This window comes from Amycolatopsis dongchuanensis (genome assembly GCF_039542405.1).
GTDB classification, from domain to species: domain Bacteria; phylum Actinomycetota; class Actinomycetes; order Mycobacteriales; family Pseudonocardiaceae; genus Amycolatopsis_E; species Amycolatopsis_E sacchari.
The window spans coordinates 36,211-54,374 of the sequence record NZ_BAABIB010000002.1; the positions used below are offsets into that span (position 1 = coordinate 36,211).

An 18,164-nucleotide genomic window follows, 5' to 3' on the forward strand; every position below is an offset into this window, starting at 1 on the left:
CACACCGAATGCACGCGTCGGCGCACTGCCGGAGAACGCTAGGAACCTCAACACGAGGAGTCACCACTCCGGGAACGATTGTGACCAAAGGGTGACTTCCCGCTAACACGAGGACACACGTTGGTTACTTGCCGCCACGTGTCCAGTTCACGGCTGACCCGAACGGCCCAGCCATCGGCGGCCCCGGCGTCACGCCGGAAATGCCGTTTCCGAGCCCCAGCGTGTCTGCGAGCTGGAACAGGGGGATCACCGTGTGTTGCGCCCACAGCTTCGGTTCGAGCTCGGTGAGGGCCTCGGCCATCGTCTTCGTGCCGGTGAGCGCCTCCTCGATGGTCGACTGCAGCTCGGAGTCGCACACCGCGGCCGGGTTGGCCGGCACGACGGCGGTGCTGCCCGACGTGCTGCCGCCGGTCTGCCCGGGGCGGCAGCCGAAGGTCGAGGCGAGCACGGTGGCCGGGTCACCGCCGGTCGGCAGCGGGACGACCGCGATGTCCACGCCGACGTTCCCGGAGCCGTCCGAGCCCGGCTGACCCGCCCTCGATACCGGCATGGCCAGCAGGTTCGAGAACAGGTCCCTCGGCTCCGGGTTGATGGTCGTGACCTGCACACCCGCCGCCGTGAGCTGGCGTGCCAGCTCCTTCGCGACGCTCGCGTACGGCTCCTGCTGCCCCGGCGAGGCGACGACGAGCGAGAGCGCCTTGCCGTCCTTGCGCCAGGTGCCCGCGTCCTTGGTGTAGCCCGCGCTCCGCAACAACTGATCGGCTGTCCCCGAATCGGGCGTTGACACGTTCGCGGGAATTGTCGCGGCGTAGCCGGGCATGGCCGGTGCGAGCACCTCCGCGTCGGCCCGCAAGCCCGCCGACGGACCGCCGGCGGCGCCCTCGTCGATCAGCTTGTTCCGGTCGAGCAGCGCCGCGACGCCCGCCCGCACGTTGTCGTTGACCAGCACGCCGTTCGCCGGGCGCAACAGCACGTCGGCCACGCGGGGGCTGGGCACGGTGTGCAGCCGCACACCCGCCCCGAGGTCCTGGAGCAGCTTCAGACCGGTGGCGTCCGTGCGCGAGAGCACGAACTGCTCGTTGCCGCTGCGCAGCGCCGCCGCCAGGCCGGCCTCGTCCGACCGGCGCAGGACGATCTGGTCCACGGCCGCCGGCTTGTCCCAGTACCGCTCGTTGCGCTCCAGGATGATCTCCCCGCGCGCGGTGTCGAGCTGCTTGATGGAGAACGGGCCGCCGTAGGCCGGGAAACTGCCCTGCAAAGCCCCCTGCCAGCCTCCTGGGGCGTCCTTCAGCAGGTGCTGGGGCAGGAGGTTGGAGAACAACGTCTTCCAGCCGGGATAAGGCTGTGAGAACGTCACCTGAACGCCCTTGCCGCCCTCGCTGGGCTGGATCGCGGAGATGAGGCGGTAGCCCGCGGGCTGCACGACGCCGGGCTGGTCCCGCATCGCGTCGGCGAGGTAGACGAAGTCCTCGACCGCGATCGGGGCGCCGTCGGACCACGACGCGTCCTGGCGGATGAGGTAGGTGACCGTGAACGGGCTCTCCGACGTCACCTCGGCCGAGCGCATCAGCGTGGTGTCGAGCTGGTACTGCCCGTCGTCGGACTGCCGGAACACCGACGGCAGCAGCAGCTGCGAGAGCGCCGTGGTGATCGTCGACTGGTCGGCGAGGTTGTGCGGGTTGTAGCCGCCGACGATGTCGTCGACGCCGACCACGATCTGCGACGGGCCGGGCACCGGCGTGGTGGACTGCGCCACCGGCGACGTGACGACCGGGGGCGGCGGCGTGGAGGTGCACGCGGTCAGCACGGCAACGAGCACCAGGACCAGTGCCGCCGCTCTGCTCGTCCGCACGCTGCCTCCCCAGGCGATGAGCCCACGATGGTGCCACAAGGCCCCGCACCCCGGTACGGAATTCCCGAAGGTGCCGGAGCCGTCCGGCACCGTATCGGGTACCGCCGTGAGGTGGACGTCCGCCACCCCCGGCGGGTTCCCGATCAGGGCTTACTTGGGCAGGCTCTTCGCGCGCGAACGCTCCTTGGCCCGCTGGCTGATGTCCAGCGTCACCTTGCGCACGCGCACGGCCTCCGGCGCCACCTCGACGCACTCGTCGGCGGCGCAGAACTCCAGCGCCTCCTCCAGGCCCAGCTTGCGCGGGCGGGCGAGGCGCTCGAGCTCGTCACCCGTGGACGAGCGCATGTTCGTGAGCTTCTTCTCCTTGGTGATGTTGATGTCGAGGTCCTCGGCACGGGGGTTCTCCCCGACGACCATGCCCTCGTACACCTCGGCGCCCGGCTCCACGAAGAAGGTCCCGCGGTCGGCCAGCTGGATCATCGCGTACGACGTCACCGGGCCCGAGCGGTCGGCGACGAGCGAACCGGTGTGCCGCGTGCGGATCTCGCCCGCCCACGGGAAGTAGCCCTCGAACACGTGGTTGGCGATGCCGGTGCCGCGCGTCTCGGTGAGGAAGTCGGTGCGGAACCCGATCAGGCCGCGCGCGGGCAGCACGTACTCCAGCCGGATGCGGCCGGTGCCGTTGCCGCCCATGTGCTCCATGCGGCCCTTGCGCGCCGCCATCAGCTGCGTGATCGAGCCGAGGTGCTCCTCCGGCGAGTCGATCGTCAGCCGCTCGAACGGCTCGTGCAGCTTGCCGTCGATGGTCCTGGTGACCACCTGCGGCTTGCCGACGGTCAGCTCGAAGCCCTCGCGGCGCATCTGCTCGACGAGGATCGCCAGCGCCAGCTCGCCACGGCCCTGGACCTCCCACGTGTCGGGGCGGTCGGTGGGCAGCACCTTGATGCTCACGTTGCCGACGAGCTCGGCGTCCAGCCGGGCCTTGACCAGCCGGGCGGTGAGCTTGTCCCCGCCGTTGCGGCCCGCCAGCGGCGAGGTGTTGACGCCGATCGTCATCGAGATGGCGGGCTCGTCCACGGTGATCCGCGGCAGGGCCTCGGGGTTCTCGACGTCGGCGAGGGTGTCACCGATCGTGATGTCCGGGATGCCCGCGATCGCGACGAGGTCGCCCGCGGCGGCCTCCTGCGCGGGCACGCGCTCCAGGGCTTCGGTGACCAGCAGCTCGGAGATCCGCACGTTCTGCACCGTGCCGTCCTCGCGCAGCCACGCGACGGTCTGGCCCTTGCGCAGCTTGCCGGAGTGGATGCGGATGAGCGCGATGCGGCCGAGGAAGTTCGACGCGTCGAGGTTGGTCACCAGCGCGCGCAGCGGGCCGTCGACGTCGGCCTGGGGCGGCGGGACGTGGCGCAGCAGGGTCTCGAACAGCGGGTCGAGGTTCTCGCTGTCGGGCAGGTCGCCGTCGGCGGGGCGCTCCAGGCTCGCGCGGCCGGCGCGGGCGGAGGCGTAGACGACGGGCAGGTCGAGCACCGCGTCCAGGTCGGCGTCCTCGATGTCGCCCGCGAGGTCGAGCAGCAGGTCGTGGGTCTCCTCGACGACCTCGGCGATCCGCGCGTCGGGGCGGTCGACCTTGTTCACGACGAGGACCACCGGCAGCCCGGCTTCGAGGGTCTTGCGCAGCACGAACCGGGTCTGCGGCAGCGGGCCCTCGCTCGCGTCCACCAGCAGGACCACGCCGTCGACCATCGCGAGGCCGCGCTCGACCTCGCCGCCGAAGTCGGCGTGGCCGGGGGTGTCGATCACGTTGATGGTGACCGCGCCGTCCGGCGTCTGGCGGTGGATGGCCGTGTTCTTGGCCAGGATCGTGATGCCCTTCTCGCGCTCGAGCTCGCCGGAGTCCATGACCCGGTCGACGACCTCGGCGCGTTCGGCGAAGGCTCCCGACTGGCGGAGCATGGCGTCGACCAGGGTGGTCTTGCCGTGGTCGACGTGTGCCACGATGGCCACGTTGCGCAGGTCCGTGCGGACCTTCTCGGCGGTTGCTGCGGGCACGCGAAGGCTCCTGAAGTACTAAAAGGTCTGAAGGGGGAAGACCCCCGCGCCGGCTTTGGCCAACGGGCAGTCTTCTCCAGGATACCCTCCGCCCCTTTGTGACCCCCGCCACGCTGCATCTCCAGTTAGGTGCGCCTAACCTAACTGGATGGGCAAGAAGAACGCGGACCCCCAGGCCGTCGTCCGCAAGCTCATCAAGGCCGGCAAGGTGAAGAAGAAGTGCTGCCGGTCTTCGAGCCGCTGCAAGAAGTGCCCCGTGTTGGCACTGAAGAAGGCGAAGGCGGCCGCTTAGGCCAGCACCGCCTCGTTGAGGGCGCTCAGCTCCGGCGCGGTGCGGGTCGCCGCGAACTCGACGATCTCGTACGTCGCGAGGTGCTGGAGCGCGAACGGGTCGAGGCAGAGGATCGCCTCCAGCTTCGCCCGCGACATGGGGCGCGTGAGGATCACCCCGCCCTCCCGCGGGTTGCAGCGCCCGGCGGCGAGGAACTCGCCCGCCTGGAAGTGCTTTTCGAGCCACTTCGCGTGATCGGGCAATGCGTAGTCGACTTCTTCCATCGGGGCTGTGAAGGTCAGCAGAACCACATACATGAATTGACGGTAGCTCCGTCACGGCATACCGGCGGTTTCGATTCGGGACTGGTCGATCACATCGGTCATGCGGTGGTAAAGAACCGCGGACCGGCGTTAAAGTGCTCCCATGCGCAGCTTCACCGGACTGTGGTGGCCGCCCCCGGGCGGCTGAAACGCTGTGCGCTGACACATCCAGGCCGCCCCGCGAGGGCGGCCTTTTCCGTGTCCGGGGAGGCGGTCCGCGCGGGCGGCACCGACCTTCGAGGAGCAGACCACATGAGGTTTTCCGGCATCACCCCGTCCGGGCACGCCCAGCTCGGCAACTACCTGGGCGCGATCTCGCACTGGGCCGCGGCAGGAGGGGCGCGGGACCTGTACTTCGTGTCGGACCTGCACGCCATGACCACCTCGCACAACCCGGCCGGGCTGCGGGCGCGCACCAGCGAGATGCTCGCCGTGCTGATCGCGTCCGGAATCGCCCCGGAACGCGTTTTCGTCCAATCCGATCTCGCGCGGGAACTGGGCGCGCTGACGTGGTTGCTGGAATGCACGTGCAGTTTCGGCGAGGCCGCGCGGATGATCCAGTTCAAGGAGAAGGCGGGTGGCCAGAGCGGGGTGCGGCTCAGCCTGCTGACCTATCCCGTGCTGATGGCCGCCGACATCCTGCTGCTGGGTGCGGACGAGGTGCCCGTCGGCGAGGACCAGCGGCAGCACGTGGAGCTGGCCCGCGCGCTCGCGAAGCGGTTCAACTCCACCTACGGCGAGGTGTTCACCGTGCCGGAGGCGGTGCTGCCGCCCACCGGGGCGCGCGTGCGGGACCTCGCCGACCCGGCGCGGAAGATGTCGAAGTCCGGCCGGGACGCGGCCGGGGTGGTGTTCGTGCTCGACGAGCCGGACCTGATCCGCCGCAAGGTGCGCCGCGCGGTCACCGACGCCGAGTCCGTGCCCGCCTACGACCCCGAGCGGCGGCCGGGGGTGTCGAACCTGCTGGAGATCCTCGCCGCCTGCACCGGCACCAGCCCGCGTGACGTGGCGGAGGCGTACGGCTCGTACGGCGCGTTGAAGGAGGCCGTGGCGGACGCGGTGATCGAGACGCTGCGCCCGGTCCGCGAAGGAACGCTGGCGCTGCTGGCGGATCCGGCGGAGCTGGACCGGATCCGCAAGGCGGGCGCGGCCCGAGCGGCGGAGCGCGGCGAGCACCGGCTCAGCTCGGCGCTGCGGCTGATCGGCGCGGGCTGAAGGACCGGTGGCCCGCGGACCTCAGGCTTCCAGCAGCTCGTGCAGCGCGGGGAGCAGTTCGAGGTCCGCGGGCAGCCACCGCAGGTCGTCGAGCGCGGTGGCGTCGATCCACCGGACTCCCTTGTGCTCCAAGGCTTTCGGGCGCGCGTCCGGGTCGGTTAGCTCGGCGGAGTACACCCGCAGCACGAGGTTCGAGCGCAACGGCACGTCGGCCCCGACACGCGTGCCGACGGTGATCTCCACGCCCAGCTCCTCGACGCACTCCCGGCGCAGCGCCTCCGGCTCGGTCTCGCCCGGTTCCACGCGGCCGCCCGGCAGCTCCCACCGCCCCGCGACCTCGGGTGGGTACGCCCGCTGCTGGACGAGCAGGGAACCACCCCGCACGATGGCCGCCCCGACGATCACTCGCGCCTTCACGAAGCGGAGACGTTACCGGCACGCCGCCACGTCACCTGGAAGCGGGCACCGCCCTCCGGCGACTCCCCGACGGTCACCCGCCCGCCCCGCCGCCGCACGGCTTCGGCGACCATCGCGAGCCCCAGCCCGCTGCCGCCGGAGCTGCGGGACCGGTCGTCGGCGACGCGGTAGAACCGGTCGAACACGCGGTCCCGGTGCTCGGGCGGGACGCCGGGCCCGTCGTCGTCGACGACCACCCGCACGCTGCTGCGGCCCGGCACCACGGACACCACGATCTGCGAGCGCGCGTACCGGCAGGCGTTGCGCAGCAGGTTGTTCAGCACGAGTTCCACCTCCGCGTGCGCGGCGTGCGCCCAGGCCGAGCCGACGACGCCGTTCACCCGCGCGGGGGGCGCACCCGCCGGCATCCTGGCGACCGCGTCCCTGGCCTCGGTGACCAGTTCGACCGGTTCCGCGGGCGGTACCTCCCCCGCGTCGGACCGGGCGAGCGCCAGCAGCTGGTCGAGCAGCGCGGACAGGCGTTCCGCCTCGTCGAGCACGTCGGCGAGCGTTTCCTGCGCCAGTTCGGGATCGGGGTTGGCGACCGCGACCTCGGCCTGCACCCGGATCGACGCGACCGGCGAGCGCAGTTCGTGCGCGGCGTCGCCGGTGAACCGGCGCAGCCGCCTGCTGCTCTCCTCCTGCCGGGCGAGCAGGGCGTTGAAGTCCTCGGCGAGGGCGCGGAGTTCGTCGTGCGCGCGCGGCACGGGCAGGCGTTCGCCGGGCGGCAGCGCCCGCAGCGACCGGCGCATCCGCTCGACGGGCCGCAGGGCCATGCGCACCACGAACCACGTCGCGATCGCGGCCAGCACGGCGCCGACGAGCGCCGCCCACAGCAACCACGTCGAGCCCGTCCGCACGGCGGAGTCGAGGCCGACCAGGCCCGTGCCCGCGACGACGAGCCGCAGCGAGCCGTCGGGTGTGGGCACCACCGTCCCGCGCCACGCCATCGCTCCACTGTGGACGGACGTGCCGGCCTTGAGCGCCCTGACCTCGCCCTGCCCGAGCCCAGGGACGGGACCACCGCCGTCGACGGGGGCGCCCGCGGTGTCGAGCACCCGCACGACCATGCCGTCCACCGGCGCGGGCGGGCGGCCCGCGGACACCGCGGCACCGGCCGGGCCCAGCGCGGCGCCGAGTTCGGCGTCCGCGGAGGCCAGCCGCAACGGGCCGAGACCGCGCCCGGCCAGCACCGCGAACCCGACCAGGACCGCGAGCGTGACGACGGCGGCGGGCAGGGTGATGCGGAGCCACATGGGCCAGCGGGCGATCACCCCGGCAGGACCTCGTCGAGCTGGGCGTCCGAGGCGAGGTAGCCGTGGCCGCGCACGGTGCGCACGAGCGAGCCCGCGCCGACGGCGTCCAGCTTGCGGCGCACGTACCCGACGTACACCTCGACCACGTTGCGCGTCGCGGCCTGTTCGTCGCCCCAGACCGCGCGGAGCAGCTCGTCCTTCGTCACCACCGTGCCCGCCCGGCCGACGAGCACCTCCAGCAGCCCGAACTCCCGCGGGCTCAGCGCCACGGGCTCGTCGTGCCAGCGCACCTCACGCGTCGCGCGGTCCACCACCAGGCCCCCGATCCGCAGCGGACCGCGGACGGCCTCGCTCTGCGCGCGCCGCAACACGGCCCGGACCTGCGCGACCAGCACCACGAACGAGAACGGCTTGACGAGGTAACCGTCGGCACCGAGGTCGAGCCCGTCGGCCTGGTCCACCTCGCCGTCCTTCGCCGAGATCATCAGCACCGGCGTGCCGATCCCCTGCGCCCGCAGCTGCTGCAGGACGCGGTAGCCGGACAACCCGGGCAGCATGATGTCGAGCAGCAGCACGTCGAAGGTGCCGGTCTGCGCCAGCCGCAGCCCCGACGGCCCGTCGGCCGCCGTGAGGACGTCCATCCCCTCCGCACGCAGGCCGCGGTGCAGCGCCTTGCGCACACCCGGCTCGTCGTCCACCACCAGCACCCGAGGCTTCACGCTGCCCAGAATGCACCGTTTTCGCTGGCCGTGCGCCCGTTCTCAGCGCTCTCTCAGCGTCTCAGCCCGATCTCAGTGCCGGGGAGGGAGCGTTTGCGGCGGGGACGGAGCACACTGGTGCTCGCCACGACCAGGGAGAGATCACGATGCGACCGAAGACGAAGGCCATCACGGCGGCTGTCACCGGTTCGGCGCTCGGCGCGGCCGGGCTCGCCTGGCTGGCCATGCCGGCGAGCGCGGGCGAGGCACCCGTGCTGCCGTCGATCAGTGCCGAGGAGCTGGTGCAGTCGGTGCTGGCGACGAAGACGCCCGCGCTGGACGGCACCGTGCGGGTGGACAACAACCTCGGCCTGCCGACGTCCACGCTGCCCGGGGGTGTGAGCGTGAACGTGGACGCGGCGCACGTCTACAACGACGGCAACGGCAACAGCAAGCTGTCGATCGAGCAGGGCACCGCCGACACGACCATCATCCGCAACGGCACGACGGTGTGGCAGTACAGCTCGAAGGACAACTCCGTCACCAAGACGACGGCGACCGAGCACGAGGCGCCTCCCGGGGTGCAGAGCGATCCGGCGGCCGCGGCCACGCAGCTGCTGGCGAAGGTGCGCGAGAGCAGCACGGTGACCGTGGAGGGCACCGCGCGCGTCGCGGGCCGGGCCGCGTACGAGCTGGTGCTGACGCCGAAGCCGACTGAGCACACGGTGTTGCGCGAGGTCCGCGTCGCGGTCGACGCCGAGAAGCGCGTGCCGCTCCGGCTCGCCGTGATGACGTACGGCTCGGCCGACCCGGCGCTGCAGGTGGCGTTCAGCGACATCGAGTTCACCCCGCAGCCGGCGAGCGAGTTCCAGTTCACCCCGCCGCAGGGGGCGAAGGTCACCGAGCGGCAGGCGAAGCCCGAGCAGCACGAGGCCGCCGGCGACCTGAAGGTCGTGGGCGACGGCTGGGACACCGTCGTCACCGGCACGTACCCGGCCGAGGCGCTCGCGCCGAAGCAGGGCGGCGGCAGGCAGGTGGACCCGCGGAAGCTGCTGAGCCAGTTCGGCAAGCCGGTCAGCGGCGCCTTCGGCAACGGCTGGCTGATCAGCACCAAGGCCGGTAGCGCGCTGGTCACGGCCGACGGGCGGTTCGCCGCCGGTGCGGTCACCGAGCAGACGCTGATCGACGCGCTGAGCGCGAAGTGACGACGTCCCCGGAACTCGAGCTCGGGGCGGGCGTGTCCACGTCCGCCCCGGCTCCGGCACTCGCGGCGCGGACCAGGGGGTTGCGCAAGGTGTACCGGAGCACGGTCGCGGTGGACCAGGTCGATCTGGACGTGCCCGCGGGGGCGGTGCTGGGGATGCTGGGCCCGAACGGGTCCGGCAAGACCACCACGATCCGGATGCTGCTCGGCCTGGTCCGCCCGACCGAGGGCGAGGTGGAACTGCTGGGCAGGCGCATGCCGGACGAGTCGGCGCACGCGCTGCCGGACGTCGGCGCCCTCGTCGAGGGGCCTGGCTTCCACCCGTTCCTGTCGGGCAGGGAGAACCTGCGGCGCCTCGCGGCGGCGGAACCACGCCTGTCCACTTCGGACATCCCGAAGGCCGTCGAGAACGCGCTGGAGCGGGTCGGGCTCGCCGCGGCGGCGCACCGCCGGTACCGCGGCTACTCGCTGGGCATGAAGCAGCGGCTCGGCCTCGCCGGGGCGCTGCTCGTGCCGCGGCGGATGGTGGTGCTGGACGAGCCGACGAACGGCCTCGACCCGGCGGGCACCCGGGAGATCCGGCGGATCATCGGCGAGCTGCACGCCGACGGCGTGACCGTGCTGGTGTCGTCGCACCTGCTGGCCGAGGTGGAGGCGACGTGCACGCACGTGGCGGTCCTGCACGACGGGACGGTGGTGGCGCAGGGCGAGCTCGACGACCTGCTGGAGTCCGGCAGCCCGGGCCTCGTGGTGTCCACACCGGACGGTGACCTCGCGCTGGAAACCCTGCGGGAGCACCGGATTCCCGGCAAACTCGTGCCGGACGGCGTCCGGGCGGACCTCACGGCCGTGGCGGCGCCGCAGGTGGTCGAGGCGCTCGTGCGGGGCGGGGTCGCGGTGCACGAGGTGCGGCGGGAGCGCACGGGCCTGGAGGACCTGTTCGCCCGGCTCACGCAGGACGAGGCAGAGCCGGACGGACTGTCCGATGTGGACGAGGTGAGCGCATGACGACCGCGACACTGACAGCGCCCGTGCAGCGCACGGCGGTGCCGCTGCCGCGCCTGTACCTGGCGGAACTGCGCTGGATCTTCCGGCGGCCACGCACGCTCATCGTGCTCGGGCTACTCGCGTTGATCCCGGTGATCGTCGCGATCGCGCTCCGGATCGGCGGGTCGGGTGACGGTGGCGGCGGGCCCGAGGCCCTGTTCACCACGGCGGCGGCCAACGCGTTCGTGCTGCCGATCGCCATCCTCACCATGACGCTCACCCTGTTGCTGCCGCTCACCACCGCGATGTCGGCGGGTGACGCGATCGCGGGCGAGCTGGCGAACGGCACGCTGCGCGGCTGGCTGCTCGCGCCGGTCAGCCGTGGTCGTCTGCTGGCGGTCAAGGCGCTCGGCGTGGCGACGTTCACCCTCGCCTCGGTGGCGCTGATGGCCGTGGTCGCCGTGGTCGCGGGGCTGGTGCTCAACGGCACCGGCTCGCTGTTCACGTTGTCCGGTACCACGTTGTCCTTCGGCGCGGCGCTGGGCAAGATCGCGATCGCCGTCGGCTGGGTGACGCTGCAGCTGTGGGCGGTCGGCGCGGTGGCGCTGGCGATCTCGGCGTGCACCGAGCACCCGATGCTCGTCGTGGTGTCGGTGCTGGCGGGCACGATCGTGTCGAACGTGCTGCTCCTGCTGTCCGCTGTGGACTGGCTGCACCCGTTCCTGCTGCCGAAGTCCTGGGACGCGCTGGCCGACGTGCTGCGGGACCCGATGCCGACCGCGGCGCTCGGCGAGGGCGCGCTCCGCGCCGCCTCCTACGTCGTGGTCGGGCTGGCGCTGGCGTACGCCCGGATCACGACGAAGGACGGTTGATCTCCTCGGCCAGCTCCTCCGCGAGGTCCGGGGTCGCCGCGGCGATCCCGGACCAGCGGCGGCTGAGGTCCGGGTCGATCTCGACGGGACGGCCGTAGGCGTCGATCAGGGCTCCGCCGGCGGCGGGCAGCAACACGGCCGCGGCGGCGATGTCCATGATCCGGTGGGTGTCCGAGCCGGGGTCGGCGAAAGCGTCCAGCGAGCCCTCCGCGACGAGCGCGGCTTCGAGGCAGCTGCTGGACAACACCCGCACCCGCCCGGCACGGCGGCTGACCCGAAGCCACGCGTCCTCGCTCTTCGGGTGCGGCCGCAGCAGGCTCACCGCGGCGCCGTCCAGCTCGCGGCGGCCGGTCGTCCGGTACGGCAGCGTCTCCCCGGCCTTCGCGTGCCAGCTGCGCCCGGTGTCGAGCCACGTGGTCAGCGACTCGACGGCCTCGCCGTCCACCGCGACCACGCCGGCGAACGCCGAGAACGGCACCCCCGCCACGGCGTTCGACGTGCCGTCGACGGGGTCGACCACGAGCGTGACGGCCGAGCCGTTGTCGATGACCCCGATCTCCTCGCTGATCAGGTTGACCCGGTGCGCGTCCACCGTCTCCGCGACCGCGGTGTCGACCAGCTGGTCGAGCCTCGTGGTGGGAGTGCCGTCGGCGCCCATGTCGACCTTCTCGGCGAGCTGCGTGCGGTCGAACCGGCCGCGGGCGTCGCGGAAGGCGGCCACCGCCGCGCGGGCGACGGCGGCGAGCGCGGGGTGGGTCCCGGCGGGGATCTCGGGTTCGGGCACCGGCCAGTGGATCATGCGTTCCCTTTCGTCGGCCGCAGGACTACCCCTTGATCATCCAGCTCAAGCCGGATTCCGTCACCCGGGTGGAGTTCGGCGTCCACCGGGGCGACGGCGTCCACCACCCCGTGCCCGGTCCGGACCCGCAGGCGCACGTGGTCCCGCCGGTGCACCCTCGTGAGGACCTCGCCTGCGATGCCGTGCTCCGCGACGCGCAGGGCGTGCGGGCGCAGCCCGATCCGGACCGGGCCGTCCGGCTCGTCGCGGGTGAACTCGCCCAGCGGGAACCGGATCACGCCGTCTTCGGCGGTTCCGTCGAAGAACGTCGTCACGCCGAGGAAGGCGGCGGTCTCGTCGTCGGCGGGGCGTCGCCACACCTCGCGGACCGCGCCCACCTGCCGGATCTCGCCCGCCCGCAACACGGCCACGCGGTCGGCGAGCGTGAACGCCTCCTCCTGGTCGTGCGTGACGAGCAGCGCGGGGATCTTGGCGTTGCGCAGCACCTCGGCGAGGTCAACGGCGAGCTGCTCGCGCAGACCGGCGTCCAAACCGGACAGTGGCTCGTCCAACAGCAGCAGGCGGGGTTCGGGCGCGAGTGCCCGCGCCAGCGCGACCCGTTGCGCTTCACCGCCGGACAGCTCCGTCACGCGACGCCGCTCGTACCCGCTCAAGCCCACGAGTTCCAGCAGCTGCCTGACGCGGTCCTCGCGGTCCTTAGCCGGCATCCTGCGCATCCTCAGCCCGAACGCGATGTTGCCCGCGACGTCCCGGTGCGGGAACAGCTGCCCGTCCTGGAACACCAGCCCGAACCCGCGCTCGTGCACCGGCACGCGGGCGAGGTCCTCGCCGTCCCACCGGACGCTGCCCGCGGTGAGCGGCTCCAGCCCGGTGATGGCGCGCAGCAGCGTGGACTTGCCCGAACCGGAGGGGCCGAGCAGCGCGAGCACCTCGCCGTCGGCGATGTCCAGCTCGGCGTTCCGCACCGCCGTGAACGAGCCGTAGCGGACAGTCAGGCCGTGCACCGACAACGACATCAGAACTCTCCCACCCGGCCGGAGCCGATCCGGTCGATCACGACCACGGCGGCCGCTGTCACGAGCATCAGCAGCGCGCAGGCGGCGTAGGCCATCTGGTTGTTCAGCTCGCCCGGCCGCGCGATGAGCGACGCGATCGCCACCGGCAACGTCGGTGTCTGCGGCCGGGCGAGGAAGCTCGTCGCGCCGAACTCGCCGAGCGCGACGACGTACCCGAAGCCCGCCGCCGCGACCACGGACCGGATCGCGAGCGGCACGTCGATCTCCCGCCAAACCCGCGGCGGGCCCGCGCCGAGGGTCGCCGCGGCCTGGCGCAGCCGGTCGTCGATCGACCGCAACACCGGCAGCACCATCCGCACGACGAGCGGGATCACCACGAGCGCCTGCGCGAGCGGCACGAGGATCGGCGAGGTCCGCAGGTCGCCCGGCAGCGCGTCGAGCGTGATGAGGTAGCCGAACCCGACGGTCACCGCGGACACGCCGAGCGGCAGCATCAACGCCGCGTCCATGCCCTCCGCGAGCCCGTGCTGGAGGCGACCGGGCGCCCGGCGCAGCGCCACGACCAGTACCGCGGCGGACACCCCGACGAGCAGGGCCAGCACGGTCGCGTCGGTCGCGGTGAGCAGCGAGTTCACCGCCGCACCCCAGCCGGAGATCTGCAACGTGCCGTCGTTGCCGGTGGTGGCCAGCGCGCGGTAGCCCGCGAGGCTCCAACCGTCCTCAGTGGACACCGAACGCAGCAGCAGCGCGACGATCGGGGTCAGCAGCAACGCGAGCACCACGCCCGCGGCACCGACGACCCACCACTCGCCGCCCGTCGGGCGCCGCGCGGTTTCCCCACGGGCGCGGAGTTTGAGCGCGGTCTCCCGGCGGCGCCGGGCCGCGGCCCCGAGCAGCAGCGCGGCGAGCACCGCTGCGATCTGCACCAGGGACAACGCGGCGGCGCCGGTCAGGTCGAGCAGGTTCTCGGTGCGCAGGTAGATCTCGGTCTCCAGCGTGCGGAACCGGCCGCCGCCGAGCACGAGCACCACGCCGAAACTGGTGGCGCAGAACAGGAACACCACCGCCGCCGCGGAGGTGATCGCGGGCAGTAGCGCGGGCAGGGTCACCGAGCGGAAGGCCCTCGCCCGCGAGGCCCCCAGCGAACGTGCCGCGTCCTCGGCCCGCGAGTCGAGATGCGCCCACAGCCCGCCCACCGTCCGCGCGACGACGGCGACGTTGAAGAACGCGTTGGCGAGCACGATCGAGAGCACCCCGCCGTCGGGCCACAGCGCGCGGAAGGCGAGCCCCACCACGACGGTCGGCAGCACGAACGGCACCAGCACGAGCGTGCGGACGAGCCCGACGCCCGGCAGCCGCACCCGCGCGAGCACGAAGGCCAGCGGCATCCCGGCGACCACCGCGAGCACGGTCGAGCCGGCCGCCTGCGCGACGGTGAACCCGGCCAGCCGCCACGTCTCGCCCGCCACGAGCGCGGCACCCACGCCGCCGTCGGCGAACCCGCGGCGCAGGATCGCCAGCACCGGCCAGGCGAAGAAGACGACCAGGAACCCGAGCGGCACCAGGGCCAGCAGCCCCAGGCCGGCGCGGCTCACTGGCCGAGCAACGACCGCCACTGCCCGATCCACCGCTCACGCCCGCTCTGCACCTGGTCGGCGGGCAGGCTCGCGGAGTCGCGCGGCAGCGGCGCGGCGTCCGCCCACGCCTTCGGCAGCGCCACGCCGTCACGCGCCGGGTAGACGTACATGCTGTCCGCCACCGTCGCCTGGAACTGCTGCGACAGCAGGAAGTCGATCACCTTGTGCGCCTTGTCGGCCTGCTTCGTGCCCGCCAGCACCCCGGCGTACTCGACCTGCCGGTAGCAGGTGTCGAGCAGTGCCTTGGTGCGCGGCTTGCCGTCGTCACCGATCTCGGCGGCCGGCGAGGAGGCGTAGGAGACGACGATGGGCCGCGGGCCCTTGCCGGAGGAGCCGGAGAAGTCCTGCCCGTAGGCCTCCTCCCAGCCGCTGACCGACTGCACGCCGTTGTCCTTGAGCTTCTGCCAGTAGGCCTGCCAGCCCTGCTCGCCGTACTTGGCGATGGTGCCCAGCAGGAACGCCAGGCCCGGCGAGGACGTCGCGGGGTTCTCCACCACCAGCAGGTCCTTGTACCGCGGGTCGGTGAGGTCGTCGTAGCCCGTGGGCGCCGGGAGGTTCCGCTCGGTGAACCAGTTCGTGTCGACGTTCAGGCACACGTCACCGAGGTCCACGGCCGACATCCGGTGCTCGCTGTCGACCGCGTAGCGCTGCGGCCCACGATCGGCCTCGGGGCTCGTGTACGACTCGAAGATGCCCTCGCTGAGCGCCCGCGAGGCGAAGGTCGAGTCGATGCCGTACGCGACGTCGCCGATCGGGTTCGCCTTCGTCAGCACGAGCGAGTTCGTGAGCGCGCCGGCGTCACCCTTCTTCAGCACGGCGATCTTGATGCCGGTCTGCTGCTGGAACGCGTCGAGCACCTGCTGCGGGGCGGCGAACGAATCGTGCGTGACGAGCGTGACGGTCGCGCCGGCGTCGTCGTTCGAGCCGCCGCCCACCAGCGTGCAGCCGGTGGTGAGTACGGCGGTCAGGCCGAGCACGACCGCCGCGCTCCACTTGCCTCTCATGGCCCCTCCTTGTGCTCACCGGCAGGAGGGGATCAGGCCTCCTTGCGCCGGCGTTATCCGGAATCAAGTTCGGACGGTCGCGGGTTCGCACCCGCCTCTCAGCCCGGTCTGGTCCCGGACTCCCGTGGCAACCGTGCAGCGTACCGGGCGCGGGACCACCATGGAGACATGGCAGAGCTACTGACCGACGACCAGATCGCCGACGCGCTGACGCGGCTGCCGCACTGGAAGCGGGAGGGGGACGCGCTCGAGCGCACGGCCGAGCTCGGCAGCTTCCCGCAGGCGATCCAGGTGGTCAACCGGGTCGCCGAGATCGCGGAGAGCGTCGACCACCACCCCGACATGGACATCCGCTGGCGCACGGTGACGTTCCGGCTCAGCACCCACTCCGCGGGCGGGCTGACCGAGAAGGACGTCTCGCTCGCCGCCGAGATCGACGGGGTCGTCGACGCGCTGTGATCTTCGCTACCGCGGCAACATCCGCAGTGACCTCGTGCGTTGCCGGAGTGGAGGGAACGCACGATGTCGAAGATCCTTGTCAAGGTTGCAGGGTTGGCGGTGGTGTTCGCGGTGCTGTTCGGCGGGGTCGCGCAGGCGGCCGAGGCCGGCACCCGTCAGCAGCAGGAGAGCGCCCCGGTCCAGTCGACGGGCGAGACGCGCGCGGTCGTCGTCGGGTCGCTGGCGTTCGTGTTGATGCTCGGGGCTGCGGGTGCGGTGTTCTGGTACACCGCCCGCAGCAGACACTCTACGGAGTGATTTGCGTCACAGGGTGTTAACGGTGGTCTTGATCAAGGCGCTTCCACGCGCGGAACGTCCGCACCAGCCCCTCAGGATCGCCATGAACCGCACCCTGTCCTCGGCCCAGCGCACCTGGGTCACCGCGATCGCCACGACGGTCACCCTGCTGGCCGTCATCCTGCTCGGCCTCGCCGGCTGAGCGCTTCTCCGGAGCCCTCCCCGTGCGCGCGGGGAGGGCTTCTTTTTTGGGGCGGCCCGGTTCAGACGTTGAAGCGGAACAAATCGCGACCTGCGGGAACGCCCGGGTTAGCGGCCTGACCTGGGTGTTCCTCGCTCGTCGATGGTGGTCGTTTGCCGTGCTCGATGGCTGTCCTGACGAACGGCTGACGAACAGGGGTGAGCGCGCCCGAGTGATGTCGCTGACTTTTGCCTTGGGCCGAGACTCGCAGGAGCATGTCGGCGACGATGGCGGTTTGCCCTCGCTCGTGAGTCGTCCTCACGAACGGGTCAATCATCCACGGAGGTGCAGCCGGGGCAACTCCAACAAAGAGGGCACTTCCGTTGTACCCTGCATCCATGGATCCAGCTCGCTTTGTCGCCCCCGAGTTCGGTCGACCAGTTAAGAAGCCCGGCGACAAGTGGGCCTTCTGGTACTTCGAGCCTGCCGACCTGCCACGCTATCTCGATCTGTCGCTTGACACCGTCTTGGCACTATCGAGGGCCGACGCGGCACTTGGACGACTCTCTGGCGTAGGTCGACTATTGAGTAACCCTGGCATCTTGGTACAGCCCTATCAAAGGCGAGAAGCTGTGGCCAGCTCGCGAATCGAGGGAACAGAAGCTTCGCTTTCAGACGTGCTTCAGGCTGAAGCAGCAGTGGAGCCGACCGAAAGCGATGACATTGCTGAGGTTTTCAACTACCAGAGAGCATTGAACGAGGGCATTAGGCTCCTCGAATCGCTGCCGATATCCACTCGATTGATTCGGGAAATTCACGCCATTCTACTGTCTGGCGTTCGAGGCCAAGAAAAGCGGCCGGGCGAACTGCGAACCAGCCCAGTTTGGATCGGGTCCCCCACAGACTCGCCCGACACGGCGGTCTTTGTGCCACCACTGCCAGAACTACTCGGAGATCACCTGAAGGACTGGGAAAACTTCGTACATGAAGACGACAAGCTCCCAATTCTGATCAAATGCGCTTTGATGCACTACCAATTTGAGACGATTCACCCCTTTTTGGATGGAAATGGGCGCATTGGAAGGCTCCTAATAACACTTCTCCTTATCGAGAAGAAAGTTCTTGAGCTACCTCTACTGTATGTCAGCGCATACATGGAGACCAACAGGCAGGAGTACTACGACCGATTGCAAGCCGTTCGCGAGCGAGGGGAAGTCCAGGAATGGATTCAGTTCTTCCTGACTGCGGTATATCGTCAAGCAACTGACGCCGAAGAGCGAGCAGGGAGACTGGTTGAGCTTCGAGAATCGTACCGATCGATGCTCGCGGGGACCAAAAGCCGAGCAGTCGAGGTGGTCGATCTCTTGTTCTCGAACCCGTTCGTCACCGTGAAACGGGTTGAGACCAATCTAGGCATCACAAATCAAGGGGCAAGAAATCTACTGACCTCAATAGAGGAAAAGGGTATTCTCAGAAAAATAGGTAGCGTCGGCCGAGGTGGTCGAATTTTCTGGCTTGCCGAAGACATATATCAGATCGTCGGCTAAGCCATCGTGCGCAACCTCCAACGATCCGCCCGGCATCGTTGGAATCCACGCGCGGCTGCGCA

Annotated in this window: 18 protein-coding genes and 1 riboswitch; of the genes, 8 read left to right on the forward strand and 10 right to left on the reverse strand. The window is 70.8% G+C overall.

What is annotated here, in order from left to right:
• Positions 1 to 124: 124 nt before the first annotated feature.
• Together ABFX51_RS00175 and typA are read right to left on the reverse strand one after the other, a co-directional pair.
• Positions 125 to 1,852: an ABC transporter family substrate-binding protein gene (locus ABFX51_RS00175; RefSeq protein WP_177228906.1), complete on the reverse strand. Its 1,728-nt coding sequence runs from the start codon at positions 1,850 to 1,852 to the stop codon at positions 125 to 127.
• Positions 1,853 to 2,002: 150 nt separating this feature from the next.
• A complete protein-coding gene (gene typA, locus ABFX51_RS00180) occupies positions 2,003 to 3,901 on the reverse strand; it encodes a translational GTPase TypA (RefSeq protein WP_091513716.1) in 1,899 nt (632 codons plus the stop codon).
• A gap of 148 nt (positions 3,902 to 4,049) precedes the next feature.
• Between typA and ABFX51_RS00185 the strand changes: the two genes are divergently transcribed.
• Positions 4,050 to 4,193, forward strand: coding sequence for a hypothetical protein (locus ABFX51_RS00185; RefSeq protein WP_177228905.1), 144 nt, complete (start codon positions 4,050 to 4,052; stop codon positions 4,191 to 4,193).
• On the opposite strand, the gene ABFX51_RS00190 is transcribed toward ABFX51_RS00185, so the two are convergent.
• On the reverse strand, positions 4,190 to 4,489 hold the full coding sequence (locus tag ABFX51_RS00190; protein WP_091513714.1) for a YciI family protein: 300 nt from the start codon (positions 4,487 to 4,489) through the stop codon (positions 4,190 to 4,192). The genes ABFX51_RS00185 and ABFX51_RS00190 overlap by 4 nt on opposite strands.
• Before the next feature lie 258 nt (positions 4,490 to 4,747).
• Here ABFX51_RS00190 and trpS point away from each other — a divergent pair, with 258 nt between their 5' ends.
• Complete coding sequence (gene trpS, locus ABFX51_RS00195; RefSeq protein ID WP_091513712.1) at positions 4,748 to 5,710, forward strand: tryptophan--tRNA ligase; 963 nt, start codon at positions 4,748 to 4,750, stop codon at positions 5,708 to 5,710.
• 21 nt (positions 5,711 to 5,731) lie between these two features.
• Here trpS and ABFX51_RS00200 read toward each other — a convergent pair whose 3' ends face one another.
• The 3 genes from ABFX51_RS00200 to ABFX51_RS00210 are packed head-to-tail and all read right to left on the reverse strand — an operon-like array spanning position 5,732 to position 8,141.
• Complete coding sequence (locus ABFX51_RS00200) at positions 5,732 to 6,127, reverse strand: (deoxy)nucleoside triphosphate pyrophosphohydrolase (protein ID WP_091513709.1); 396 nt, start codon at positions 6,125 to 6,127, stop codon at positions 5,732 to 5,734.
• Positions 6,124 to 7,422 (reverse strand): ATP-binding protein, encoded by a 1,299-nt coding sequence (locus ABFX51_RS00205; protein ID WP_346051277.1) that lies wholly within the window; start codon positions 7,420 to 7,422, stop codon positions 6,124 to 6,126. Before ABFX51_RS00205 ends, ABFX51_RS00200 begins: the two co-directional genes overlap by 4 nt.
• A 14-nt stretch (positions 7,423 to 7,436) precedes the next feature.
• On the reverse strand, positions 7,437 to 8,141 hold the full coding sequence (locus ABFX51_RS00210) for a response regulator transcription factor (RefSeq protein WP_177228904.1): 705 nt from the start codon (positions 8,139 to 8,141) through the stop codon (positions 7,437 to 7,439).
• Between the two features lie 146 nt (positions 8,142 to 8,287).
• On the opposite strand from ABFX51_RS00210, the gene ABFX51_RS00215 reads away from it, so the two are divergent.
• From ABFX51_RS00215 to ABFX51_RS00225, 3 genes are read left to right on the forward strand one after another with little or no spacing between them, the layout of a single operon-like run.
• Positions 8,288 to 9,325 carry a LolA family protein gene (locus ABFX51_RS00215; protein WP_091513703.1) on the forward strand — a complete coding sequence of 346 codons (1,038 nt, stop codon included), beginning with the start codon at positions 8,288 to 8,290 and terminating at the stop codon, positions 9,323 to 9,325.
• Positions 9,322 to 10,332, forward strand: a complete 1,011-nt coding sequence (locus tag ABFX51_RS00220; RefSeq protein WP_091513700.1) for an ABC transporter ATP-binding protein — start codon at positions 9,322 to 9,324, stop codon at positions 10,330 to 10,332. Before ABFX51_RS00215 ends, ABFX51_RS00220 begins: the two co-directional genes overlap by 4 nt.
• Positions 10,329 to 11,183 (forward strand): ABC transporter permease subunit, encoded by an 855-nt coding sequence (locus tag ABFX51_RS00225; RefSeq protein WP_091513698.1) that lies wholly within the window; start codon positions 10,329 to 10,331, stop codon positions 11,181 to 11,183. The genes ABFX51_RS00220 and ABFX51_RS00225 overlap by 4 nt, the downstream gene beginning before the upstream one ends.
• On the opposite strand, the gene ABFX51_RS00230 is transcribed toward ABFX51_RS00225, so the two are convergent.
• The 4 genes from ABFX51_RS00230 to ABFX51_RS00245 are packed head-to-tail and all read right to left on the reverse strand — an operon-like array spanning position 11,164 to position 15,639.
• Positions 11,164 to 11,982 carry an inositol monophosphatase family protein gene (locus ABFX51_RS00230; RefSeq protein WP_091513696.1) on the reverse strand — a complete coding sequence of 273 codons (819 nt, stop codon included), beginning with the start codon at positions 11,980 to 11,982 and terminating at the stop codon, positions 11,164 to 11,166. The two genes, ABFX51_RS00225 and ABFX51_RS00230, sit on opposite strands and share 20 nt — an antisense overlap.
• Complete coding sequence (locus ABFX51_RS00235; RefSeq protein WP_346051269.1) at positions 11,979 to 12,998, reverse strand: ABC transporter ATP-binding protein; 1,020 nt, start codon at positions 12,996 to 12,998, stop codon at positions 11,979 to 11,981. The genes ABFX51_RS00230 and ABFX51_RS00235 overlap by 4 nt, the downstream gene beginning before the upstream one ends.
• A complete protein-coding gene (locus ABFX51_RS00240) occupies positions 12,998 to 14,593 on the reverse strand; it encodes an ABC transporter permease (protein WP_346051271.1) in 1,596 nt (531 codons plus the stop codon). The genes ABFX51_RS00235 and ABFX51_RS00240 overlap by 1 nt, the downstream gene beginning before the upstream one ends.
• Positions 14,590 to 15,639 carry a thiamine ABC transporter substrate-binding protein gene (locus ABFX51_RS00245; RefSeq protein ID WP_346051272.1) on the reverse strand — a complete coding sequence of 350 codons (1,050 nt, stop codon included), beginning with the start codon at positions 15,637 to 15,639 and terminating at the stop codon, positions 14,590 to 14,592. Before ABFX51_RS00245 ends, ABFX51_RS00240 begins: the two co-directional genes overlap by 4 nt.
• A gap of 22 nt (positions 15,640 to 15,661) precedes the next feature.
• A riboswitch (TPP riboswitch) is annotated at positions 15,662 to 15,775 on the reverse strand.
• A 32-nt stretch (positions 15,776 to 15,807) separates the two neighbouring features.
• Here ABFX51_RS00245 and ABFX51_RS00250 point away from each other — a divergent pair.
• The 3 genes from ABFX51_RS00250 to ABFX51_RS00260 all read left to right on the forward strand — a co-directional run bounded on the left by ABFX51_RS00250 (position 15,808) and on the right by ABFX51_RS00260 (position 18,102).
• Positions 15,808 to 16,098, forward strand: a complete 291-nt coding sequence (locus ABFX51_RS00250) for a 4a-hydroxytetrahydrobiopterin dehydratase (RefSeq protein WP_091513687.1) — start codon at positions 15,808 to 15,810, stop codon at positions 16,096 to 16,098.
• Between the two features lie 63 nt (positions 16,099 to 16,161).
• The gene (locus tag ABFX51_RS00255; protein WP_346051273.1) at positions 16,162 to 16,395 is read left to right on the forward strand and encodes a hypothetical protein; all 234 of its coding nucleotides are present in this window, start codon (positions 16,162 to 16,164) and stop codon (positions 16,393 to 16,395) included.
• Positions 16,396 to 16,953: 558 nt separating this feature from the next.
• On the forward strand, positions 16,954 to 18,102 hold the full coding sequence (locus tag ABFX51_RS00260; RefSeq protein ID WP_091513683.1) for a Fic family protein: 1,149 nt from the start codon (positions 16,954 to 16,956) through the stop codon (positions 18,100 to 18,102).
• Positions 18,103 to 18,164: the final 62 nt, after the last annotated feature.